This window comes from Calothrix sp. FACHB-168 (assembly GCF_963889195.1).
Taxonomy (GTDB): Bacteria; Cyanobacteriota; Cyanobacteriia; order Cyanobacteriales; family Nostocaceae; genus Aulosira; species Aulosira anomala_A.
This window is the reverse complement of record NZ_CAWPNJ010000063.1, coordinates 159,843-184,522: the sequence shown is the minus strand read 5'-3', so window position 1 is coordinate 184,522 and position 24,680 is coordinate 159,843. Positions and strand designations below refer to the sequence as shown.

At 38.8% G+C, this 24,680-nt stretch carries 17 protein-coding genes and 1 pseudogene; 17 read left to right on the top strand and 1 reads right to left on the bottom strand.

Annotation, left to right across the window (positions count from 1 at the left end; translation table 11 throughout):
• Positions 1 to 114 precede the first annotated feature (114 nt).
• The 17 genes and pseudogenes from AACW45_RS31400 (at position 115) to AACW45_RS31320 (ending at position 23,369) form a co-directional block, all read left to right on the top strand.
• Positions 115 to 1,203: an NAD-dependent epimerase/dehydratase family protein gene (locus AACW45_RS31400; RefSeq protein ID WP_190630016.1), complete on the top strand. Its 1,089-nt coding sequence runs from the start codon at positions 115 to 117 to the stop codon at positions 1,201 to 1,203.
• Positions 1,178 to 2,530, top strand: a complete 1,353-nt coding sequence (locus tag AACW45_RS31395; protein WP_190629937.1) for an MFS transporter — start codon at positions 1,178 to 1,180, stop codon at positions 2,528 to 2,530. The genes AACW45_RS31400 and AACW45_RS31395 overlap by 26 nt, the downstream gene beginning before the upstream one ends.
• On the top strand, positions 2,527 to 3,858 hold the full coding sequence (locus tag AACW45_RS31390) for an alpha/beta hydrolase (protein ID WP_190629936.1): 1,332 nt from the start codon (positions 2,527 to 2,529) through the stop codon (positions 3,856 to 3,858). The genes AACW45_RS31395 and AACW45_RS31390 overlap by 4 nt, the downstream gene beginning before the upstream one ends.
• 39 nt (positions 3,859 to 3,897) lie before the next feature.
• Positions 3,898 to 5,028, top strand: a complete 1,131-nt coding sequence (locus tag AACW45_RS31385; protein WP_190629934.1) for a hypothetical protein — start codon at positions 3,898 to 3,900, stop codon at positions 5,026 to 5,028.
• Positions 5,012 to 5,347, top strand: coding sequence for an acyl carrier protein (locus tag AACW45_RS31380; protein WP_190629932.1), 336 nt, complete (start codon positions 5,012 to 5,014; stop codon positions 5,345 to 5,347). Before AACW45_RS31385 ends, AACW45_RS31380 begins: the two co-directional genes overlap by 17 nt.
• Positions 5,347 to 6,684 carry an ANL family adenylate-forming protein gene (locus AACW45_RS31375; RefSeq protein ID WP_190629930.1) on the top strand — a complete coding sequence of 446 codons (1,338 nt, stop codon included), beginning with the start codon at positions 5,347 to 5,349 and terminating at the stop codon, positions 6,682 to 6,684. The genes AACW45_RS31380 and AACW45_RS31375 overlap by 1 nt, the downstream gene beginning before the upstream one ends.
• A 33-nt stretch (positions 6,685 to 6,717) precedes the next feature.
• Positions 6,718 to 8,349 carry a glycosyltransferase family 39 protein gene (locus AACW45_RS31370; RefSeq protein ID WP_190629928.1) on the top strand — a complete coding sequence of 544 codons (1,632 nt, stop codon included), beginning with the start codon at positions 6,718 to 6,720 and terminating at the stop codon, positions 8,347 to 8,349.
• Positions 8,350 to 8,421: 72 nt separating this feature from the next.
• Positions 8,422 to 8,877, top strand: a complete 456-nt coding sequence (locus tag AACW45_RS31365; RefSeq protein WP_190629926.1) for a GtrA family protein — start codon at positions 8,422 to 8,424, stop codon at positions 8,875 to 8,877.
• Between the two features lie 11 nt (positions 8,878 to 8,888).
• Positions 8,889 to 9,677: pseudogene (locus AACW45_RS31360) on the top strand (polyprenol monophosphomannose synthase); the annotation flags it as partial.
• 59 nt (positions 9,678 to 9,736) lie between these two features.
• Positions 9,737 to 10,765, top strand: a complete 1,029-nt coding sequence (locus AACW45_RS31355; protein WP_190629922.1) for a class I SAM-dependent methyltransferase — start codon at positions 9,737 to 9,739, stop codon at positions 10,763 to 10,765.
• Positions 10,766 to 11,019: 254 nt separating this feature from the next.
• Positions 11,020 to 13,038 (top strand): alpha-amylase family glycosyl hydrolase, encoded by a 2,019-nt coding sequence (locus AACW45_RS31350; protein WP_190629919.1) that lies wholly within the window; start codon positions 11,020 to 11,022, stop codon positions 13,036 to 13,038.
• Between the two features lie 318 nt (positions 13,039 to 13,356).
• Positions 13,357 to 19,785 carry a non-ribosomal peptide synthetase gene (locus AACW45_RS31345; RefSeq protein ID WP_190629916.1) on the top strand — a complete coding sequence of 2,143 codons (6,429 nt, stop codon included), beginning with the start codon at positions 13,357 to 13,359 and terminating at the stop codon, positions 19,783 to 19,785.
• Between the two features lie 39 nt (positions 19,786 to 19,824).
• On the top strand, positions 19,825 to 20,046 hold the full coding sequence (locus AACW45_RS31340) for an MbtH family protein (protein WP_096647142.1): 222 nt from the start codon (positions 19,825 to 19,827) through the stop codon (positions 20,044 to 20,046).
• Between the two features lie 61 nt (positions 20,047 to 20,107).
• On the top strand, positions 20,108 to 20,845 hold the full coding sequence (locus AACW45_RS31335; RefSeq protein ID WP_190629913.1) for a glycosyltransferase family 32 protein: 738 nt from the start codon (positions 20,108 to 20,110) through the stop codon (positions 20,843 to 20,845).
• 108 nt (positions 20,846 to 20,953) lie between these two features.
• Positions 20,954 to 21,817: a cupin-like domain-containing protein gene (locus AACW45_RS31330; protein ID WP_190629912.1), complete on the top strand. Its 864-nt coding sequence runs from the start codon at positions 20,954 to 20,956 to the stop codon at positions 21,815 to 21,817.
• Positions 21,818 to 21,910: 93 nt separating this feature from the next.
• Complete coding sequence (locus AACW45_RS31325) at positions 21,911 to 22,126, top strand: glycosyltransferase (RefSeq protein WP_242045587.1); 216 nt, start codon at positions 21,911 to 21,913, stop codon at positions 22,124 to 22,126.
• Positions 22,127 to 22,262: 136 nt separating this feature from the next.
• Complete coding sequence (locus tag AACW45_RS31320; protein WP_190629910.1) at positions 22,263 to 23,369, top strand: acyltransferase family protein; 1,107 nt, start codon at positions 22,263 to 22,265, stop codon at positions 23,367 to 23,369.
• Between the two features lie 101 nt (positions 23,370 to 23,470).
• On the opposite strand, the gene AACW45_RS31315 is transcribed toward AACW45_RS31320, so the two are convergent.
• The gene (locus tag AACW45_RS31315; protein WP_242045586.1) at positions 23,471 to 24,655 is read right to left on the bottom strand and encodes a macrolide family glycosyltransferase; all 1,185 of its coding nucleotides are present in this window, start codon (positions 24,653 to 24,655) and stop codon (positions 23,471 to 23,473) included.
• Positions 24,656 to 24,680: the final 25 nt, after the last annotated feature.

Below are 24,680 nucleotides of genomic sequence, written 5' to 3'. Positions count from 1 at the left end.
CCCCATTTAATATAAACATCCACCTAATTATTTGGGAAAATAACGACAAATGACAAATGACAAATGACAAATGACCACTGACCACTGACCACTGACCACTGACAAATGACAAAAATGAAAAAATTACTTGTTACTGGATCATCAGGATTAATCGGTTCGGAAGTTTGCCAATATTTTGCTAATCAAGGTTGGTTTATTCATGGTATTGATAATAACCAAAGAGCAGTTTTTTTTGGCGCGCAAGGCGATACACGCTGGAATCAAAAACGCTTAGAATCGCAAATTAAAGGCTTTGTACATCACGAAATAGATATACGCGATCGCGCCGCAATTTTAGACATAATTTATAGCCTCAAACCAGATGCGATCGTGCATACAGCAGCCCAACCCAGCCACGATTTAGCCGCTTCAATTCCCTTTGATGATTTTGAAACCAATGCTGTAGGAACGCTTAATCTTTTAGAAGCGACTCGTCAATTTGCTCCAGAAGCGCCTTTTATCCATATGTCTACCAATAAAGTATATGGAGATGCGCCCAATCAAATCCCCATGATCGAGTTAGCAACCCGGTGGGATTATGCCGAACCTACCTATCAGCATGGTATACCAGAATCCTTTTCCATTGACCAATCAAAACATTCTGTTTTTGGTGCTTCTAAAGTTGCTGCGGATATTATGGTGCAAGAATATGGGCGTTATTTTGGGCTACAAACTTGCTGCTTGCGCGGTGGCTGTTTAACCGGGCCTAATCATTCTGGCGTAGAATTACACGGCTTTCTCAGCTATTTAGTCAAATGTAACTTAGAAGGTCGCACTTATCAAATATTTGGCTATCAAGGTAAGCAAGTAAGAGATAACATTCATTCTTTTGATGTAGCCCGTTTGATAGATGAATTTATCAAGTCACCTCGCTGCGGAGAGGTTTATAACTTAGGAGGTGGTAAAGATAATACCTGTTCAATTTTAGAAGCATTTGATATTGTATCTTCCCTGACGAATAAAAAAATGATTTTTGTGTATAGAGATGAACACAGGCAAGGGGATCACAAATGTTATTATAGTAACTTAGACAAAATCAAAAATCATTATCCTAATTGGTCTATAACTAAAAACTTAGAATATATATTTTCCGAGATCGTTGCCGCTTGGTCTGATAAATTAACACCAAATCAGCATCATGAAATATGTAAATCAACTAGTTGAATTAATTCGTGAACTCCGCACCTTTACTCTTTTCTGGCTCGGACAGTCCCTATCGGAAATTGGTACGCGCCTAACAGGATTTGGCTTGAGTATCTGGGTTTATCAAAATACCCACGCCGTAGCCCAGTTAAGCTTGGTTTTATTTTTTACTACCTTACCTGGTGTATTAATCACTCCCTTTGTGGGTGCATTAGTAGATAAATGGAACCGCAAATGGACAATTATTTTTAGTGAAATCGGTGCATCTCTAGTTACATTATCACTTGCCTTACTGCTACTAACTGATAATTTACAACTCTGGCATACCTATGTAGCTGCATTTTTCACCTCAGTCTGCGGTTCTTTTCAAATGACAGCCAAAGCCGCCGCTTTACCGATGATGGTTCCTAGTAATCAAATGGGAAGAGCCAATGGTTTGATACTTTTTAGTTCCGCAGTAGGACAATTAGCTGCACCAGTTTTAGCAGGTTTAATCATTGTTAATTTCCAACTCCAAGGCTTGTTACTAATTGATTTTTGTAGCTATTTTATTGGACTGGTGACATTATTAATCATTGATATTCCTCAACCAGAACCTAGCGTACTATCAACCAGAGGATTGACTGCTATTATTAAGGACATTATTTACGGCTGGGAAAACATTTCTTCCCGGCTATTTTTAATGATTATCATGGCATTCATGAGCATTAATTCTTTTGTGAATGGCATGATTACAGTTTTGATTAATCCCTTGATATTATCCTTTTCTACCGCCACAACATTTGGCAGCGTCATGTCAATTGCTGGTTGTGGGATGGCGGCTGGTAGTATGTTTATGAGTATTTGGGGAGGAGGAAAAAAATATCTTTCTTCTCTATTTATATTTGCGGCTTTAAATGGCTTAGGTTTAATAATTGCTGGGATAAAACCCTCTATTCCCATCATCACATTGGGGATAACTATATCGTTTTTTACCCTGCCGATTATTCTCAGTATTAATAATACAATTTGGCAAAATAGCCTGAACCCTAGCGTTCAAGGAAGAGCGTTAGGACTATTCTATACTGTCACAGGTTTAGCAGCCGCTTTTGGTAATCTCGGTGCTAGTCCACTCACAGACAAAATTTTAGAACCGATGCTAGAACCTGATGGCATTCTTGCTAATAGTATTGGCAAATTAATTGAAACAGGTTCCGGTAGAGGAATTGGTTTTTTAATGATTATAGCAGGTCTGCTGATGTTAGTGGTATCTATCAGTTTGTACAGTTATTTTGCCTGGAATAATATTAATGAAGTGACTAATCCAGAAGTAATAATTAATAATCAAGAAATTATCAATGATTTATGAACATATACTGTCAGCAAAACATTAAAAAAGCAACTAGAGGAAAGATAGAAAAAATTGCATTACAATCAAAGATTTTAGCTGGTAACCGCAAGTTATATCTCTATCTACCCCCCAGTTATACAGATAATTCTACACAGCGTTATCCTGTCCTTTATATGCACTATGGACAGCACCTGTTTGAACCACAAAAATTAGATGGTGAATCTTGGCGGGTGCATGAAACAATTGAGCAGCTACTTGATGCTGATTTAATTGATGAAATGATTGTTGTCGGGATTGGGGCTGACCCTGCTACTGTAGTATCTGATTACTGGCACTATGGAGGCTTCTATAAAAATCAACCACTGACAGGTAATACCTACGAAAGCTTTATTGTCCAAGAGGTGAAGCCGTTTATAGATAGAAATTTTAGAACTTTAAGCGATCGCTCTCACACTGCTATGATCGGCGCTTGTTCTGGTGCAACTGTCAGCTATAACATTGCAGAACGCAACCCCGATGTTTTTGGCAAAGTAGGGATGATCTCACCTGCTGTCCGTAGCATTGATACTAATACTTGGTTGTATTCCTGGCCGATGCGTAAACCAGAGTTTATGCTCTGGATTGATGTTGGCGATGCCGAAGGAATTCATACCTTTGCTGTGAAAGAATTGGTTGATGTATTGTTAACTGAAGGTTTTGTGCCTAACACGGAGCTTTTTTACTACCTGGAACCCGATGCAGCTCATCATGAAACCTACTGGCGTAACCGTCTAAAGAACCCACTGCTACTTTTTTTTGGTAAAAAAGGTCAGCCAGTTTCCTTAGAACTACAAGGTGAGAACATTCTAGGGCTAGGAAGCAAACCATTAACAGTTAATCCCATTGTGGAGTATGACACCGGCTTGCGATGCACCGCTCTCACTGGTAATTACTATGTTGAGCCACCAGAGATGATTACTGTAGAACAGGGGAACCGAATGACTGGACTTTCTCTAGGTACTAACAAAGTCTTTTTCTTTTCTCAAGGGTTAGAAACATCACGGAGTTACACAGTGGTATCCAGTCTTCCCGATCAAGTGCAAGTTCACCTACGCGCCCATGTTCCAGAACATACCCCAGAGGTTGAGCAGATATATTTTGGCACATTACCTTTACAGCGAAGCAGTGTAAATACTTATGAAGGCAAATATACTTTACCACGAGGTTTCGCCTTAAGAGATGTTTTTAGCTGTGGGATGCGTAACTTTGAGCGACAAAAAGACGGTTCACCGATACCACTGCGGTTGTTACAAGCACAGGATAATACAGAAATAGAGTATAAAATTGAACGCTGGTCTAAGTTTTAGTTGGTAACTTGAAGATTGTATCAAAGTAGAAAAAATGATATGGAGCAAATCACCCTTACATCAGAACTGAGGCTGGAAGTTCCTCCTTATTACCAGTGTCACTACCCGTTAGTGGATTTGCATTTGTGTCAAAAGACTGGTAAAAGTATGCTCAGTATCGTAGCTAATTCCGAGTTTTGGAGTGTTCCTGTCTTTAGTGTAGAAACGGCTGATGTAGTGCCGAATCCAGTCATCATTAGTAGGGAGAAGCTATTTAAACAGGAAATGGACTTATTTGAGTTAACGATCGCAAGTGTATCTTCTGTTGAGGAAGGACTGGCTCAAATCAGCAACCGTATCCAACGTAATGAACCCGTAATTATTTCTGGAACTACCTACGAACTGCCATACAGTCCAGACTTCCACAATCCCAATTATCTCCAACCTCGCAATACTTCGGCTTTAGGTGGTAATTTTCAGATTGCCGATCACTATATATCTGTGATTGGAATAGGAGGTGACGAAGTTTTACTTTATGACCCTATACCAAACAAATTTTTTGGTACTATTTCCCTGGAATCATTAGCAGAATTTTGGCGCGGTAATATCCAGTTTGAGGTATTTACTAAAGCTAGAGGCTTTTCCATGCTTGTTAGCTACGGTATGATCAACGTCACATTTGCCGCCAATTATCAAAACGAAAAGCTAGATCGTATAGCAATTAATATCCTGAATCGGGTCAATAATGCCTTTTTGGAAGGACGGACAAGAACTAGACCCGGTAGGATTTATTTGTCAGGTGTGGCTCTGAGCAATTATATCTATGAAGCTTTTAGTTCCTACTACTCCACTACAGGAGAAATTCCCCAATCCTTGGGAAAATGTCTCTTTGATATGCGTTGGAGTCGCTATTGTCTTCGCGATTTGCTCGATGATATGAATCAACAATTCAATTTTCCTCTCTCAGAAATTGTTGATCAAATGCTAGCGATCATTGATTTATGGGAAGAGGTTTATAGAATATTTCTCACTCTTGTCCGCAAAAAATCTGCCGTCAAAGATGAGCAAATTCAGAAATTTATCAATTTTTTGGCTGGGACGATTAAGCGTGAACACGAGTTCCACTGTCAAATCCAGGATTGGTTAAGCAAATCCAAAGTGAGGGAAATCTTAAATGCAAGAACGCGCTGATCTCAAGGAAGCTGTTCAGGAGATTGTCCTAGCCTGTATTGCAGAAGTAACTGCACAAGGTTGGGGTCGTATCCAAATTGAACAAGGTCAGGCTGCTAATATTCTAGCAGGGGGTGGATTTATTGATTCATTGGGACTTACCTCATTGCTCGTAACGATTGAGCAAGATGTTGAGGTAGAGTTAGGCATCACAATTAATTTAACTAACACAATTACCGAAATTACGCCAAGCAGCACCAATCCATTGGCTACTGTAGGCACATTAACTAATTATATAGTCAATTGTATTAATAATGCTACTGTCTGCGGGGGTGTCTAATGGCTATCGAATTTCTGCTAGAGAGGTTTGATCAAAGTAAAGATGCTGAGGCACTGATCTGGCGCGATCGCTCACTGTTGTATGGTGAACTGAGAGAACTAGTCAAATTTTGGCAGGAAAGTTTAGAGGAACAAATGATACCCAAAGGTGCAGTTGTCGCCTTGGAAGCAGATTTTTCACCCAATGCTGTTGCCTTGTTATTATCGTTACTTCAACGTAATTGCGTGGTAGCACTATTAACAGCAGAGATGAAAACAAGTCGAGCTGAGTTGCGCCAAATAGCGGAAGTAGAATGGATCGTCAAAATAGATGCAGAAGATGATGTGAAGATTGAACAAACGGGAACTCAAGCCACACATCAGCTACTGTGTCAATTGCGCGATCGCCAACATCCAGGATTGATCATTTTCAGCTCCGGTTCTACAGGTAAGAGCAAAGCTGCCATCCATGATTTTGTCTTGATCCAAGAAAAGTTCCAAACTCTACGACCTGCACAGAGGACACTGCTATTTTTACTATTTGACCATATTGGCGGGATCAATACCCTGTTGCATGTTCTGGCCAATGGAGGATGTGCTGTTATCCCCTTGGATCGCTCTCCAGAAACCGTAGCAGCTGCGATCGCCAAGCATCGAGTACAGCTACTACCTACCTCACCCACCTTTCTCACACTCCTGCTTTTGAGTGGTGTCCATCAGCAATACGATCTGTCTTCCTTAGAAATTGTTACCTATGGAACAGAAGTCATGCCACAAAGCGTCCTCAACAGCTTAAACCAGCTTTTTCCCCACATCCGCTTTCATCAAACCTACGGACTCACCGAACTCGGTATCATGCGCTCAAAATCGCGATCGTCTGATTCTCTTTGGTTCAAGGTAGGTGGGGAAGGATATGAAACCCGCATCGTTAACGGAATGCTGGAAATTAAAGCCAAAAGTGCCATGCTAGGCTACTTGAACGCTCCAGCGCCTTTTACTTTAGATGGTTGGTACATGACTGGAGATGTAGTGGAAGTTGACGGTGAGTGGCTGAGAATCCTCGGACGTAAATCCGAATTAATTAACGTTGGTGGACAGAAAGTCTATCCAGCAGAGGTGGAGAGTGTTGTACAAGGGATGGAAGGTGTTTTAGAAGTGTCCGTCAAGGGTGAAGCAAATTCGATTACTGGAAATATAGTTACTGCTAAGATTCGACTGACTACAGATGAATCCTTGCGGGATTTTCGCACCAGACTACGAGCATTTTGTCAAGACAAACTAGAGTCTTACAAAATTCCCGTGCGCGTAACACTGGTGGAAGAAAGACTGCATAGCGATCGCTTCAAAAAAAACCGTTAGTGTCTAGAAACAAATGAATCTCAAAAGCCGAAAATGAACCAACCGCAATTAGTCATCAAAACCAGTCCGCCAACTTGGTTAAAAATTTTAGTAATAATCCTCATTGGATTAAGCATTTTCTTTCGCTTTACCAATTTAGGACAAAAAATCTATTGCGGTGATGAAAATTGGACATCTGTAGCAATCTCTGGATACACAGTAGCCGAGTTACAACAGGAAGCTGCTGATAGTAAAGGCACAATTTCTATTACTACATTTAGCAAATATCAACACATCAATCCAGAGCGGGGTGTGGCTGATACAGTCAATTACTTAATTACCTCAGACCCCCAACATCCTCCTCTATATTACGTCTTGGTGAGATTATGGGCGCAAGTATTTGGAGATTCACCTACTGGGGTGAGAAGTTTATCAGCAATTATCAGTATCTTAATATTTCCTAGTATATATTGGCTGTGTTTAGAATTGTTTGATTCGGCAATTGTGGGATGGGTGGCGATGGCTTTAATTGCTGTTTCTCCCTTGCAGCTTTACTTTGCTCAAGAAGCCCGTCAATACAGTTTATGGATGTTAGAACTTATAGTATCTAGTGCAGCTTTGTTGCGAGCTATCAGAAAAGAAAATAAAACTAATTGGGCTATTTATAGCCTGACATTAGCCTTGGGTTTATACAGTCATTTATTCACAATTTTGATAATGATAGCTCATGGTATTTATATAATTATTCACCAACGGTTTCGCTTCCACAAAACCCTAATCAATTATCTTCTAGCGACGATTGTCGCTTTTTTAATCTTTTTGCCCTGGCTGAATGTGATTATAAATCATCTTCACACAGCAATATCGTTAACTTCAGGGTATGCAATCAAATGGATAAATAATCCTTTTGAGCTAATCAGTATTTTTCTGATTCGATTGACCCGGACATTTTTCGATATTAATTTAAGTTTATCTCTAGGATTGTCGAGTAGCTTGGAACTGGAAGGGCCTGTAATTTATACTATCTCTGAATTAATATTTAGTTTAATTTTAATCACTTATCTAGTATATTTATTTTTCAGGAATTCTCTGAATAAACCAGTCATACTAGTTTTTTTATTAGGTCTGATTCCTGGTATGTTATTGATTGCATCTGACCTATTTACTGGCGGTATCCGCTCGATTCAAATTCGCTACCAGTTACCTTTATGTATCAGCCTAGAAATTCTTGTAGCTTATGTTGTAGCTTTCTACATTTTTCAAGAAAAAACTTGGATGCAGAAAATTAGCCAATTGATGATCGTGGTATTATTAATAGGCGGTTTGATTTCTGATGTCAGTTTTTTTCAGACTAGTAATTGGTGGATACAATCGAGCAGCACATTGATTAAAGAAACATCTGAATTCATTAAAAAATTAGATAAACCTTTATTGGTAACTAATAACAGTCCTATTAATTTAGGAGCAATCTTAGCCTTAAGTAATTATTTACCAAAACTTCTTTTGTTGCCAAGGGCTGATGATGATATGCTACCCATTAAGCAAGATGATAATCAGATTGTTTTTATGTACAACAATAGTAGTTTATTTCATCAAATAGAGCAGGATAAGCAATATGATTTAAAAGTAATCAGAGTATTGAATCCGCCACCAGGAGGTTTGTGGGAATTTGCAAAAATTGAGTAGTTATAAGCAATATCTTGGATAGCACAAATGTTATTTTTGATGGAGTGATAATGACAGGCGAAAATAATTGTCATGAATAATGGCGAAATTTATGAACTCATGAACCCACTGAGTTTACCTCGTTTATGGGTGTTGATTAGTCGGCTGATGCGTTTCGCTATCGTGGGTTTTAGTGGCGTATTTATAGATTTAGGAGGGTTTTATTTTCTGCATGGTTTATTAGGTTTATCTTTAATTACAGGTGCAATGATTTCCACAGAGTTAGCAATCATCAATAATTTTATCTGGAACGATAGGTGGACGTTTGGCGATGTCTCAACGCCAAAAAATTTAGTTACTCAAAAACTCCAAAGATTTGCCAAATTCAACCTAATTTGTTTAGTGGGTATGCTAGTAAATGTGGCAATTGTAAATTTTTTAGTTAATAAATTTACAATGAATGAATATATGGCAAAATTAGTAGCAATTATTTGTGTTACATTCTGGAATTTTGGCATCAATTTGAGGTGGAACTGGCAAATTAAATAAACAACTGAATCATGATTGCTAATAAACCGAAAGCTCTGATACCAGTGCCTACAGGCGCACTGAAAATTCCTTTATTTTCCGAAATTACACAAAGCCATGAGCCAGTTTATCTCTCGCTAATTATCCCCACCTATAACGAAAGTAAGAACATCTTGGCAGTGGTTCATGTGTTGAGCTATTTGCTTGATGAAGCCTTACCAAATAATTACGAATTGATTGTGATTGATGATGACAGTCCCGATCGCACTTGGGAAATTGCCCAGCAACTAACCAGAGATTATCCTTACCTGCGTGTGATGCGTCGTCAGGAAGAACGAGGCTTGTCTACGGCGGTAATTCGAGGTTGGCAGGTAGCTAATGGGCAAATACTAGGGGTAATTGATGGTGATTTACAACATCCGCCAGAGGTGTTACTCAAGCTATTAGACGCGATCGCCCAAGATGCAGATTTAGCTGTTGCTAGTCGTCATGTTCCCGGCGGTGGAACCAGTGATTGGCAAATACATCGGCGGTTTTTGTCACGGGGGGCACAATTTTTGGGATTGCTGATTTTACCCAGTGTTCTCAGCCGTGTTTGTGATCCCATGAGTGGTTATTTCTTAGTGCGTCGAGATGCGATCGCGCAAAAGTTAATGAATCCCCTTGGCTACAAAATTTTGATTGAAGTACTAAAGCGAGGTGCAATCAATCAAATCGCTGAAGTCGGCTATGTTTTTGTTGAACGTCAAGAAGGAGCAAGTAAGGTTACTTGGCGACAATATTTAGAGTATCTGATGCATTTGTTTCAACTACGTTTTTCCTAGTAGAATTGCCAGCTGTTTTGTTTTAATTTCCTTTGAGTTTAATAGAGGTATATATCATGGCAAAAGTTACTGCTACAGTCTACGACACAGTTGATCCCTACCAGTGGGTGACAGATATAGCTCATCAAGCTTGGAAAACTAGAGATCGGGAAGTTTGGGCTAACAATATTCAAGACTTGATTACCCCTGATGCAGTCATTCTTGATGCTGGATGTGGACTAGGAAGATTACTGCCTCGGTTTTGGCAAGCTAAAAAGATTGTTTTAGTTGAACCCGATCGCAAGAGATTTTTGCACGCTTCTGTGGTAGCCAATTGTCTACTTAACTCAGATGAAGAATTATTAGAAAAATTAAAAGATGACGGTTTTTGGCAAACTCAAGAATATGAGAATTTACTGCAAGCAGCCTATACATCACCAGTCAAAAGTGATAAAGTCCATCTTTTGAATGATGTTATGCAAAGTCCCGCAATTGGGCAATATGGAAAATTTGACCTCATCGTTTGCTCCCACATTTTTGAGCATATTTCTTTAGACATTATTCAAGAAAGTATTGCTGCTTTTTATAACTTTCTCAAACCCAATGGCTCTTTAGTAATATTTGCTTGCAAATCTCCTACTCTCTATCACGTTCGTCTCACAAAGGAGTTCGATCATCAAAATATTCTGATTACACGGTCAGAATTTGCCGAAATTTGTCAAGGTGGCCCTAATGCAGGCTTAGGCATTCGTTATCTACCTTTTGATCTGTTACAAACCATCCTGGCTAATCCATTTAATCCCAGCTTGCAAGAGACATTCCCCGAAGAATTCAAATCAGAATCAGCATATTATCAACTTCCTAATCAACCGCTATTTGCTATCAAGCAATGGGAAGCCTACCATTCTGAATTTTATACTCATAAAACTATGAATGTCGGTACATATATTGAATATCCCCAAATTCAAGCCCGTCTCTATAGACCAATCAAACCAATAGAAAGTGTCGCCGAGATATTAGATATAGAACACCAAGTGAATCAAAATGAAACTTTAAAGAAAATGCATTTAATTGATATGGTTGTGGTTGCTAATAAAAATGAATAATGATACTTTGCAACCCAAAAATTGCTGATAATTATTGGTGATTTCTGGCATTTGTATAAGTCTAAAATAGACAATTTTGTAGCGAAATTCAGTAAAAAAATGGTATTTAATTATGTGTGCAAAAAAAGCATTAACAATTTTTCTGCCAAACAATAAATTAAATCCATACTATTAATCAGCAACCTCAATATTAATAACTTCACTGAAAATAAATTGTTTACCAGCGTACCATCTTTAACTCATAGGAATGCCATATGCGCTATTTTGATGAATACTGTGAAGTACATCTAGACCCGACAATTGCCCCTTATAATTGGGTGTTTAAAACTAACGAAAAAATCTCGATTAAATTTGGCGTTCACTTATCTAAAAATCCTGATTATGGTCAGATAATCTATGAGTTAAATGATGGTCAAGGATATTGCGATGTAGATCGCATCAATACAGAAACTGAAAGCGTCAACGAAAACGGCTACAAAATATTCTCAGTCAACCTCCCCCAAATCATCAATGGGGGAGGTTATCGCTACAGATTAGGTTATGTAGATATTAATGGTACTGAACATACCAGCGAGCGATCGCAGTTTTTATTTGTCTGCGATGAAGCACCCCGTTCAATGGCGGAAATCCCCTCTGAGTTTTTGGGCTATGCGAGCGATCGGCCTCTTTACGGGCCTAAACCTAAGTTAGCCATGACATCTAGTCCTAATGATTGGGGAGCGCGTTTATTTTACTCGATCATCATCGATCGATTTGCACGCGCAGCAGATAACAGTCGTGCGGGGATGAGTGCAGTTAACTACGATCCCACATCACCCTATGCAAGTCATGGTGGGACAATTCGCGGTGTGATTGAGCAGATAGATTATATAAAATCATTGGGAATTCGCGCTATTATTCTCAGCCCTGTCTATGTGAATGCGCCCGACGGCTATCATGGCTATCATCCCATTCATTTGTTAATGGTCGATCCGCGTCTAGGTACCATTGAATGTCTGCGGGAACTGGTGAAAAAAGCTCATGAATCGGATATTGCTGTCATTTTAGACGTTGTTAACAATCATCTTGCAGATAGTATCAATTGGGAAGAGTATGGCGGCCCGGTGGGGGGTGAGTTTAAGTATGTACAAGGCGATGATTCTGCGGTCATGCCTTATCCCATAGAAGCACGCAATACCTGTCTGTTCCACGGGCCAGAATACACCGATATGGTCAATCAAAGACTATTTGGTTTTCTGGAAGATTGGCGCACTGAAACAAGTTATGTCCGTGAATTATTAATTCAACACCTCAAATATTGGATTGCAGAAACAGATATTGATGGTTTTCGTTACGATTCAGCCCGTCACATTGGTCTGGATTTTTGGGAGCCTTGTGTGGCAGAAATATCAAGATATGCTAGTTATTTAGGGAAAAAGCAGTTTTTACAAATAGCTGAACATGCAGGAAGTACTCATGAAGAAGTCATCGAATACAATAACGCCAAATTCACCAATTTAATTGATTATCCTACCTACTATGCCATCAAACATTCCTTCAATGATGGTAGTTGTTTAGGCGGATTAGCAGATTATTTTTGTGGCTTTCTCGCACCATTACAATCATATCATGCTGGTTGGCAAAATAATATTATGTTCCTGGATAATCAGGACACAACGAGAATTTTCCATCAATTTTGGAGTCGGCTAGAAAATCCCGATGAAGCGAGAATTCGCCTACATTTTGGATTAGCCTGCTTGATTTTAGGGCCGCAAATACCATCTATTTATCAAGGAACAGAGCAAGAATTTTCTGGTGCTTTAGGGTTGCATCAAAAACCAGATACAGGCGAATGGATTGGTCATGATTGCTATGTGCGAGAAGATATGTTTGAAAACCCTGCTTGTGTTTGGCAATTTGGCCCCATTAACCGCAAAAATTTTGCCCCATATAATAAAAATCATCCAACTTTTATTCTCATTAAACAACTAGCCGCAATTAGGAACCAAAATCCCCTAATTCAACATGGAACCCGCACCTTATTATGCTCTAGACATCATGGATTATGGTGTGTACTAATTCACGATCGCAATCATGCTAAACCACTGCTAGTGGCGATGAATTTAGGTAAAAACCTAGTATGTGAAGAAGCGTTTAAAATTCCTAATTGGTATGGCGATTTTTCTGGTGTAGATATGCTCCTCACTACTGCGGGTGGAGTGTTAAATATTGTAGAAGGTGGTATCCGCATTAAACTACCACCGTTAACATTTGTTTTAGGCAGGTTATTGTGAGTTGACGATACATTCAATTAATACCAGTTCTCTATGAAGATGAGCTTTTTATTAACCCTCTTGAAAAACTCCTAATTTCCGCGTTCTTCTCTGCGTCTCTGCGTAACGGCAGTCGCTATAACGGGGGGAACCCCCGCAACGCGCTGCCTCCTCTGCGTGAGATTTTCAAATGAATACTGAACAACGCCAAAATATTTATCCAAGAAGTCTAATAAATAAGCTCAACTTCCTAGAGAATTAGTATCAGCAGTACAAAATAGCAAATTTACCTGATTTTTATCAGCAATCAAGTTAATTTATTTCAGGAATTTTTCACCAGTGAATAGTATATTACCCTTATCTATAAACCAACGGGAAATCTATATTGACCAAATGATGTGGTTGGAAGGTTCCCATTTGAATATCGGTGCGACTGTAACAGTTTTGGGTGCATTTGATATTGAAATTTTTAATTATGCCATGAATCAGGTAATTCGCTGTCATCCCGGTTTACGGACGCGAATTTACGAATTAGAAGGAAAGCCTTTACAAATTATTGCCCCGCACAATGACGCAGCAGTAAAATTAGTTGATTTCTCTAGTTATGAAAACAGCGAAAAAGCTGCTGAAGATTATATAAATAAAGAATTTACTCAACCTTTTAGCTTTGGCGAACATAACCCACTGGTGGATTTTCAATTAATTCGCACCAGTAACCAAAAACATATCATTTTTGCGAAATATCATCATGCAATTACCGATGGTTGGGGAACTTCTATCTTTTTCCGGGAAGTAATTAAAACTTACAACCAAATTATTCACGATGGAGTTGATACCCAAACCGAACAAGATTGTTATTTAACTGAATATCTTCAGGAAGAATCAGAGTATTTAATATCACGAAATTATCCGCGCGATCGCGATTATTGGAAACAGCGTCTAGCTGGTATTTCTCCCCAAGTTTTCCCCCAAATTAAAGCCGCAGGATTAACAGGCGATCGCCAAGCAATTTATATTCCTCGCGAGCAGTATAATCGGGTAAATACTTTATGTCAATCAATCCAATCGAATGCGTTTCATTTTATCTTAGGCTTAATCGCCGTTTGTTTAACTAAACGCTACCAAAAGCCAGATTTAACTGTGGGTTTATCTCTCCTCAATCGCAATAAGAAAAGCTTTAAGGATGCTATTGGCTTATTTGTCAGTACGATTCCTTTCCGCGTACCAGTAAATAGCCATGAAACAGTTCACCAACTATTAGATAATATCCGTTCTTTATTGCGTCAAGATTATCGCCACCAACGCTTCCCTCTAGGAGAAATGAAGCGGCTAGCAGGTTTACAATTAAATAGTAAAGAACATTTATTTGAAGTTTATTTATCCTACGAAAGACACGATTACAACGAATGTTTTGCTGATAGTCAAACAAGCTGCGTACCTTTGTACAGTGGACAACAAAAAGTCCCACTGATTATTTATGTCCGGGAATACGCCGAAAACAGCGATATTAAAATCGATTTTGATTATAATCTTTCCTATTTAGATGCTGAAACAGTCAGCAATATAGTGACAGATTTTCAAAATTTGTTTACTACTGCCATAGAAAGATTAGAAAAGCCAATTTCTAGTCTGGTTGCTAAATCGCAAGAAAATAATGATTATAACATTATTCAACCAGAAAATTATCTGGATATTTCCAGCGATGAAACATTAGTTTCAGCCTTTGCAACTACCGCCGCTACATATCCAGAAAACCCAGCAGTTAAATTTAATAAAAATACCCTCACCTATGCTGAATTAAATAGCAAAGCCAACCGCTTGGCGAATTATTTAATCAGTCAAGGAGTTCAACCGGGAACGCGCGTAGGGATATGTTTAGAACGTTCAGAAAATATAGTAATTGCTATTTTAGGAATTCTGAAAATAGGTGCAGCTTATGTACCTATAGATCCTCACTCTCCCGCTACCCGTCTGCAATTAATTCTCGAAGATAGCGGAATTTCTGCATTGATTGCTGAACCAGGAATTTTATCAGCATTAACCAACAAAGAAATTTTAGGTTTCACTCTTCCATCTCTAGAACAGGAACTAATTAATCAACCAGATACAGCGCCAGAAGTTGTCATTAAACCGGAATTTCCTGCTTATATTATTTACACTAGCGGTTCCACTGGTACGCCTAAAGGTTGTATCGTCACCCATAGAAACGCCATCCGGTTAATGCGTTCCACAGAACCTTGGTTTGGCTTTAACGACAAAGATATTTGGACGCTGTTTCACTCCTTTGCTTTTGACTTTTCTGTGTGGGAATTGTGGGGTGCTTTACTTTACGGCGGTAAGGTAATTATTGTACCTTTCTGGTTAAGCAGAACGCCAGAAAGTTTCCGCGAATTCCTCACCACCGAACGGGTAACTGTTCTCAATCAAACTCCTTCCGCTTTCTATCAACTAATTCGCGCGGATGAAGCGAGTGTAGGAAAATTGGCGTTACGTTATATCATTTTTGGTGGTGAAGCTTTAGATTTTCCCACTTTACGTCCTTGGTTAGAAAAGTACGGCGATAAAAACCCGCGTTTAATTAATATGTACGGGATTACAGAAACTACCGTTCATGTAACTTATCGCCCGATTTCTCTCCAAGATTTGACAGGAAATGCTAGTGTTATCGGTAGAGAAATTCCTGACTTACAGATATATTTACTTGATGACAAATTACAACCAGTTGCTGATGGTTTACCAGGAGAAATTTACGTAGCTGGTGCTGGAGTGACTAGCGGTTATTTAAATCGTCCCGCATTAACAGCAGAAAGGTTTTTAGCTAATCCTTTTGGTAGTGGAAGAATTTACCGTAGTGGTGATTTAGGGCGGAGATTAGGCAACGGCGATTTAGAATATTTAGGAAGGATAGATCAACAAGTTAAAATTCGCGGGTTTCGGATTGAATTAGGAGAAATTCAAGCAGCGCTAACATCCCATTCTCAAGTGCGGGAAGCGGTGATTGTCACTGATGAATGGGAAGCCGAAAATCGCTTAGTTGCTTATTATGTTCCTGGGGAAACTAACCCCACAGCTAATGAATTGCGTCAGCATTTAAAAACTAAGCTACCTGATTACATGATACCCGCAGCTTATGTGAGTTTAGATGCTTTCCCCCTCAATGTTAACGGGAAAATTGACAATAAAGCCTTACCCGCTCCAGATTGGAATTTATTAAGGGTAGAAGAAAATTATATAGCCGCCCGTAACGCCGATGAAGAAACTTTATGTGCAATTGTCGCTGCTACTTTGGGGATAGAAAAAGTCGGGATTGACGATAATTTCTTTGATATTGGTGGCGATTCTATTTTAGCTTTACAAGTCATCGCCAAAGCTAAAAAAGCCGGTTTTGCAATTTCGGCGCGAGAACTTTATGAATCAGCGACGGTGCGTCAATTAGCTACGAAAAAAGCAGTAGTTGCTGTATCTCATACTAATATTAGTGACAATCCGACAGTTAACTTACTATCAGCAGCAGATAGACAAAGCTTACCAAAAGATGCAGCCGATGCTTATCCCCTTTCGAGTTTACAGGCAGGAATGCTTTATCACACAGAAATGCATCCCGAATCGGCAATTTTCCATCAAATTTTCACCTTTGATTTACATCTGAGATATTCTGAAGTAGCCTGGAAAAAAGCGATCGCGGATATTTGTGATGCTCATCCAGTATTGCGGACTTCCTTCCATTGGACAGGATACAGCACTCCGATCCAAATTGTTCACACCCAAGTAGAATTACCTTTAACGATTGTCGATTTGCGGAATTTGGCAGCAAACGCCCGTCAAAAAGTGGCAGAATGGATTGAATCAGAAAAAAATCGCGCCTTTGATATTACCAAACCCCCCTTATTCCGGTTCCAAATTCACCGACTCGCTGATGCTGAACTCAGCTTTAGCTTTAGTTTTCACCATGTGATTCTCGATGGTTGGAGTGTCGCGACGTTGTTAACCCAACTGTTACAGCGTTATGTGCAGTATTTAGGCTCAGAAACCCTGCCGACTTTGACAATACCGGAGATTAATTACAAAGATTTTATCGCCCAAGAACAACAAGCGATCGCATCTCCACAAATGCGAGAATTTTGGCAACAATATCTGAGTAATTTAGAAGTTACCACCCTCCCCCGTCTGAATATCCAGAAATCCCAGACAACTTCTCGACAACGTCAACTAAAGCGCTTGTCTATTAATATAGACGCACAATTAAGCGATAAAATTCGCCAATTAGCCAAAAAAGCTGGCGTTCCTCTAAAAACAGCACTTTTAGCCGTGCATTTGCGCGTTATCTCCTTTATAACTGGACAAAAAGAAGTTGTTACTGGTAACGTCAGCAATGGAAGATTGGAAACCCTCGACAGCCAAAACTTGTTAGGATTATTCGTCAATACCATTCCCTTCCGCATGGATTTAACATCGGGAACCTGGCTAGAATTAATTCAATCAGTATTCCGTGCGGAAAGTGACATGCTTCCTCATCGCAACTTTCCCCTAGCCGAAATGCAACGCTTGATTGATAAGCGTCCCTTGTTTGAAGTCGGATTTAACTATGTGCATTTCCACGTATACGAAGGGTTGCTGAATTTACCGCAAATATCAGTTCAGAACGTTGATATTTTTGAAGAAACAGACTTTCCCTTCTTGGTAGAATTTTGTTTAGTTCCCGGAAGCAGCGCTTTGCAATTGAATTTAATTTATGATGTGGAACAGTTTACGGCTGCACAGGTTGAGCAATATAGCCAATATTATCAAGCCGCTTTGACAGATGTCGCCACCCATCCCCACACACCTTACCACAGGCGATCGCTCCTTTCATCCACAGAACGGCAAAACTTACTCCAAGCTGCTAACAGCAATCCTGCTACCTTCCCCTCTGGTGATACCCTCATCTCTGCCTTTAGCCAAGCAGTAGCAGAATATACAGATAAAATCGCCCTGGTTTGGCAAGAAACCACCCTCACCTTTGGCGAATTAGAAACCCGCGCCAATCGTCTCGCCCATTACCTCCAAAGTCAAGGTGTAGGTGCAGAAAGCTTAGTAGGACTGTGTTTAGAGCGTTCCGAACAATTAATCGTTGCCATTTTAGCCATCCTCAAAGCCGGCGGTGCTTACGTTCCCATTGACCCCAGTTACCCAAGCGATCGCATAGAATTTCTCTTACAAGATAGCGGCGTTGTTTTACTCTTAACCGAGCAATCAGTAATATCCCAGATTCCCCAATCTGATACCAAAATCATCATTCTGGAAAATATTGCCACCCAACTAGAAAATTACAGCGCCGATGCTTTAGTAGTGCAGATATTACCAGAACATCCCGCCTATGTAATTTATACAAGTGGTTCCACAGGCAAACCCAAAGGCTGTATTGTCACCCACGCAAATGTGATGCGGCTGCTCAAAGCCACGGAATCTTGGTTTGCATTTAACAGCGAAGATGTATGGACTTTATTCCACTCCTATGCGTTTGACTTTTCTGTGTGGGAACTGTGGGGAGCTTTATTATATGGTGGCCGAGTAGTTGTAGTCCCCTACTGGACAAGTCGCTCACCAAAAGACTTTTTACAACTACTGGAAAATCAGCAAGTCACCGTATTAAATCAAACACCATCAGCCTTCCGACAATTAATTCAAGCAGCGAGTCAAGAGCAGCTAAAACTACCTTTACGCTACGTAATCTTTGGAGGAGAAGCCTTAGAACTATCAAGCCTACAACCTTGGTTTGAGTTATATGGCGACGCACAACCAAAATTGATTAATATGTACGGTATCACCGAAACCACCGTTCACGTCACCTATAGACCGATTACCCAGACAGATATCAGCGCCAATCGCGGAAGCGTTATCGGTCAACCCATCCCCGATTTACATCTATATATATTAGATGAGAATCTAGAACCAACCCCCGTGGGAACTCCTGGGGAAATCTATATTGGTGGTGCGGGAGTGACGCGGGGTTATCTCCATCAACCTCGTCTGAGTGCAGAAAGATTTATTCCTGACCCCTTTGCTAAAACTTTAGGTAGCCGTCTATACCGCAGTGGTGACATAGGGCGGCGTCTCCCAGACGGTGAACTAGAATATCTCGGACGCGCCGACCGACAAGTGAAAATACGCGGTTTCCGCATCGAAACTGGGGAAATTAGCACCGTTCTCAACACTCACCCCCAAGTCAAAGAAGCCTTTGTCCTCTTGCGTAAATTTCCTAATGGGGATAAAAAAATAGTTGCTTATTTTACCTCTAACACAGAGTCAGATTTGACAACGGTATTACCAGAGTATTTAAAAAGCAAACTTCCAGATTATATGATTCCCGCCGCCTTTGTGCCACTAGCAACCATTCCCTTAACGGTAAACGGTAAACTAGACCAAAAAGCCTTACCATTACCCAATGGGAATGCAAGCAGTAAACCTTACATTGCACCCAGAACCGACCAAGAAGCCACCATTTGTGGATTAATGGCGAGTTTATTAAACTTAGAACGGGTAGGAGTCAACGATGACTTCTTTGAAATTGGCGGAGATTCCCTGTTAGTCACACAACTAGCCATCCGTCTGCGTCAAACCTATGACAGCGAATTTCCCCTACCGCAACTATTCACCCATCGTACCCCAGAAGCGATCGCGCTTTTACTAGGCAGTTCGCCAAAGGTGCAAACCACCAGCGAAATCCGCAAAGCAACTCGTCAACGCCGTTCTGTAAACTTAAGTGATGACGGCATTTTAGTTAATTAAAATTACCGTTTGTAAACCTATAAAGGAGACTAAAAAATCATGGCTAACAACGAACAAAACGACGAAACTATATATCTTGTAGTCGTCAATCATGAAGAACAATATTCAATTTGGCCGCAATGGAAACAAGAATTACCATTAGGATGGAAAGCAGTAGGCAAAGAAGGTACTAAAACCGAATGTTTAGCCTATATCGAAGAAGTCTGGACTGATATGCGTCCTTTAAGCCTCCGCCAAGCAATGCAAGAATCATCAAAGTAAACAACTGCTAACCAGGGAATAGGGAATTAATTCCCCATTCCCAATTACCCATCACCAAACCATGAGCAAAATTCCCAAAATCATCCATCAGATTTTTTTTCTAGGAGAAGCCGCAATCCCCAAAAATTACCGTCGTTATCAGCAAACAGTTTTGCAAAATCATCAGCATTGGGAATATCAATTTTGGGATGAAGCCAAAGCCAGAAAATTTATGGAATCAAATTATTCCTGGTTTCTTCCTATATTTGATGCTTATCCCCATGATATTCAACGTCGTGATGCTATCCGTTATTTTATCCTCTATCACTATGGCGGATTTTATCTTGATATGGATGTTGAATGTCTCAAACCTCTGGATGATTTATTAGCAGATTTTGAATTAGTATTATCCAAATTGGTGGGATTTAGTAATGCGATTATGGGTAGTGTCCCCAACCATCCCCTATGGTTGAAAGTATTTGCAGAATTAGAAAAACGTCAACATAATTTAGATAATAAAACCATGCCCTTGTATGTGGGCTACAGCACCGGGCCGATTATGTTAAATGATTGCGTAGTCGCTGGTAACTTTGATAAAAATTCAACTGTACTTGTGTGTCCAGGATACATTTTTGAACCAGGCGCACCAATGGAACTTAACGGTAAAATCTTCAAAAGTCAACCTAACTCAGAAACTTATACCATACACCACATGACTACTTCTTGGTTGCCCAAAAAAGACCAAATAATTAGAGTTTTATTTGGTGTAATTGTCGAACCCTACTGGTTCTTTCGCTCTTTGCTCAAAGGTGTGCTTTAATTATTTTATGTGCATTTTATCAAAAAGAATATTACTTTAATAAAAAGTTAAAGTTATTAAATTCAATACTTATCGAGTAGAATACATACCTACTTACAGGTAAAAATTATGGCTATAAATGTACAACATAATTTTGATACAAAATCAATCAATCAAATTGAACGTATTCATAAACCTACAGTATATGAGTTTAGGAAAAAAATTTTTTCTTCAAGAAAACCAGTGATTATTACTGGCAAATTAACTGATTGGAAATCATATTCTTTATGGTCAGTTGATTATTTAAATAATCTTGTAGGTAATAAAGAAATTAATGTCAATATTTCCCCAAATAAAATATTTACTTTTGATCCACAAGCTCAATTTACTATAACTAGTAAAAAAATGAAATTTACTGATTTCACAGATTGGATTGTCCAAAAAAAAACAACAAACGAATACTATTATCTCCAGCAAAGTTCAATTAAGACCAGCTTTCCCGAACTACTTCCAGATATTGAAGTTCCAGATTATATTGAGCAAAAATTATTCATTATTGCAAATCTGTGGATAGGTACTGGTGGTAATATATCACCATTACATTATGATATGTCAGAAAACTTTTTATGTCAGTTGCGTGGTCGAAAGCGGGTTTTGCTGTTTGAACCAAAACAAACTTCTCTACTATATCCTTTTCCCGCACATTCAAAAATACCACACATGAGCCAATTAAATATTGACCAAATTGACAGAGATAAATTTCCTAAATTTCAAAAAGCAAAATACATAGACTGTATGCTGGAGCCTGGTGAAATGCTTTTTATTCCAGCTTTTTGGTGGCACCAAGTTTACTCTCTCGATCAGCTAAATATTGCTATTAACTTCTGGTGGAAAACTAATTTTAAAGAGTATTTGAAACCAAATGGAAGACGATTGGTATCACAGATACCTCGTCTGATTTGGCATACTATTAAGAATTTTGCAGGGGTTTAATAACTTTCACCTTGAAGTAGTTAATGGTAATTTTATCTTGCACAGGTAAAAGTAGTAGTACCTGAAAAATATCGTTGTTATCATCAAACAGTTTTGCAAAATCATCCTCATTGGGAACACCAATTTTGGGATGAAGCCAAAGCTAGAGAATTTATGGAGTCAAATTATTCCTGGTTTCTTCCCATATTTGATGCTTATCCCCATGACATTCAACATCTTGATGCCATACGCTATTTCATCCTCTATCACTATGGAGGATTTTATAGAGACTTATACTATACACCACATGACTACTTCCTGGTTGCCTAAGAAAGACCAGATAATTAGAGTGTTATTCGGTATAGTTGTAGAACCCTACTGGTTCTTTCGCTCTTTACTCACAGGTAAGGTTTGACATTCCCTCACCCCTTCTTCGAGGGAAATTATCAGCATCAGTCCTAGTTTTATGAACTCATCTAACACCAATTTAGAAAAAATTCACGCTTTTGATTATCTAAGAGCTATAAGTTGTCTTTTTGTAATTGCATTACATAGCAACATAAGTTGTATATTTGATCAATATCAAAGAATACATAGCTTGCTGATTTTTAACTTATTTGATTTAGCTGTTCCCCTGTTTTTTCAAATATCTTTGATTTTGTTTTTTTTGAAGAGAGAAAAACAGCCAGATTATTTTTATAAAAAAAGCTTGTTGAAACTGTTTAAACTTTATATTTTTTGGGGTTTATTTTCTCAGCTATTTTCTTTGACATTGGATTTTCATAAAAAATATTTTATTTCTATTAAAGATGTAATCAATAGTCAAATCAGTATTCATAATCTTCTAGTCTTTATTTTAACCGATGGAAATTCAGCAAGTTTTTATTTTTTCTTTTCATTATTTTTCCTAACTGCTTTAGCAGAGTTATTTGTTTCTTACCTAGAAAGCAATCAAAAAGACAATCAAATAAATTCTGAAGTAATATCTTATGTGTTTTTAATATTCTCTTGTACAATTGTTTTTGTTTTACCTTTAATCCAAATATCACTTGGTGAAGAATTTTCTGGGTTAACTGTGGTGTTTAATCCTCTTAATTTTATACCTTACATATTTTCTTCTTTCTTAATTAGTAAATCTTTATCACAAAAGCCAATCGACTCTAATTACAATCTTAATAATCCACAAATCTGGTCTTTAATAACTTTATATTTCTCTTTTTTATTCATTGAGTGGCAATATTTCAACCAGCCGATAATATGGGGATGGGGTGTTGCTAACAAAGAAGGGTTACCAATTTATTCTAGAGTATCTTTAGTTCTTTGTTCTTGGTTAATTACTTTAATCTCTTTCAAAATCACATCTTCACCTCCTTGGATAATTAAATTAATATCTGATTTCTCTTTGGGTATTTATTGTTTACATATATTCTTTATATTGATAATTATTCGCTTGTTTCCCGAACAAGCTTATCCTGATTATGTTAATTATTTAATATTTTTTGGTTTACTTGTAGTGACAATCCCCATTACCAAACTCATGAGAAAATTCCCAATTTTTCAAGATATTATATAGTTTACACTTTAAAAAATGTTGATTAAGATAGGATATCACACTTGTATATCCCACAGTCAAAAGTTTTAAAGCATCCTCTAACACAGATATTCTAATTACTGTCAAGAGTTCGTTTCATACACATATCGCCAAATTTCATCCACTGCGCGTTTAACTCCACCAGCAGCACGACAAGCATCACCCAAACGACCACTATTAACGCGGAAAGAATTATCATTAAAAATTTGCTGTGCTGTCTGTTGTAAATTTTTCACAGTTACATCTTCTAACATCATCATAATTCCTGCACCCTGCTCTTCAATCCGCCGGGAAATAATTTCTTGCTCATAAGTTTGTGGAACTGCAATCATTGGTACTGAATACCAAGCAGCTTCCCTAGTTCCACCACCGGCTCCATGCATAATAAATAAACTAGCACGCTCTAAAATTTGTAATTGCGGAACAGTACCTGTAGGTCGAATGATAAAGTTGTCGGGAATATCGCCTAAAAGCGTGATATCCATAGCCGGACTTAATACCATAATTACCTGAGCATCGGTGTTACCAAAAGCCTGAATACAACTGCGGTAAAATGGTAAACCAGGGTCATGAATATTGCCAAAGGAAATTAAGATGAGCTTGTCTTTTTGCAATTTTTCTAAAGGGAAATCATATTCCCTAGCGCGCACCGGATTACAAGGGCCAACAAAATGAAACCGTTCGTCAAATTTATCGCTATAAGGTTGTAATTCTGGCGGTAAATAACAAATGTTGAGTGGTTCAATATTCGTAAATGTATCCACAAATTTTATTGGCGGTACACCATAAGTTTCTCGAAGTTTTCTTTGATATTGGCGATAGTGTTTCATCCCCGCAGCCGCCTGTTTTAAAAACACTGGGAGTTTCTTTCTTAACCATTGACATTCATAGAAAGTTTGGGGAGTAAAAGCAGCCGTAGCAATAGAATTAACAGCAGGAATATGCAGTAATTGCGCCACCAATCTTCCCCAGAGACAGAGGGAGTCATGAATAATGTAATCTGGCTTTTCAGCAGCCACTGATTCTAAAAGTGCTGGGAGCATTTGGTGAGCGCACCAAGTCAGGGAAGGTACTAAAGACATTTCATTTTCAGCTGGTGGCGCTGTTTCCGGATTTATTGGCGGATAGCAACGAAAAGAGGCTCCCAAATTCTCTATTTCTTGCTGAAAAGGCGGAGCTTCATAATAAATTACCTCTTCGCCTCGATTAATCAATTCAGTCATCAATCCCAAGGTAGGAATTACATGTCCTGCTGCTGAAACGTTCATAAAAATTACGCGCCCCATAAAAATA

Bases quoted from the DNA above. Each gene is read 5' to 3' on its own strand.
- AACW45_RS31355 (WP_190629922.1), top strand. From the start codon at position 9,737: ATGGCAAAAGTTACTGCTACAGTCTACGACACAGTTGATCCCTACCAG.
- AACW45_RS31400 (WP_190630016.1), top strand. From the start codon at position 115: ATGAAAAAATTACTTGTTACTGGATCATCAGGATTAATCGGTTCGGAA.
- AACW45_RS31340 (WP_096647142.1), top strand. From the start codon at position 19,825: ATGGCTAACAACGAACAAAACGACGAAACTATATATCTTGTAGTCGTC.
- AACW45_RS31380 (WP_190629932.1), top strand. From the start codon at position 5,012: ATGCAAGAACGCGCTGATCTCAAGGAAGCTGTTCAGGAGATTGTCCTA.
- AACW45_RS31375 (WP_190629930.1), top strand. From the start codon at position 5,347: ATGGCTATCGAATTTCTGCTAGAGAGGTTTGATCAAAGTAAAGATGCT.
- AACW45_RS31350 (WP_190629919.1), top strand. From the start codon at position 11,020: ATGCGCTATTTTGATGAATACTGTGAAGTACATCTAGACCCGACAATT.
- AACW45_RS31315 (WP_242045586.1), bottom strand. From the start codon at position 24,655: ATGAACGTTTCAGCAGCAGGACATGTAATTCCTACCTTGGGATTGATG.
- AACW45_RS31335 (WP_190629913.1), top strand. From the start codon at position 20,108: ATGAGCAAAATTCCCAAAATCATCCATCAGATTTTTTTTCTAGGAGAA.
- AACW45_RS31330 (WP_190629912.1), top strand. From the start codon at position 20,954: ATGGCTATAAATGTACAACATAATTTTGATACAAAATCAATCAATCAA.
- AACW45_RS31385 (WP_190629934.1), top strand. From the start codon at position 3,898: ATGGAGCAAATCACCCTTACATCAGAACTGAGGCTGGAAGTTCCTCCT.
- AACW45_RS31370 (WP_190629928.1), top strand. From the start codon at position 6,718: ATGAACCAACCGCAATTAGTCATCAAAACCAGTCCGCCAACTTGGTTA.
- AACW45_RS31320 (WP_190629910.1), top strand. From the start codon at position 22,263: ATGAACTCATCTAACACCAATTTAGAAAAAATTCACGCTTTTGATTAT.
- AACW45_RS31365 (WP_190629926.1), top strand. From the start codon at position 8,422: ATGAATAATGGCGAAATTTATGAACTCATGAACCCACTGAGTTTACCT.
- AACW45_RS31395 (WP_190629937.1), top strand. From the start codon at position 1,178: ATGAAATATGTAAATCAACTAGTTGAATTAATTCGTGAACTCCGCACC.
- AACW45_RS31390 (WP_190629936.1), top strand. From the start codon at position 2,527: ATGAACATATACTGTCAGCAAAACATTAAAAAAGCAACTAGAGGAAAG.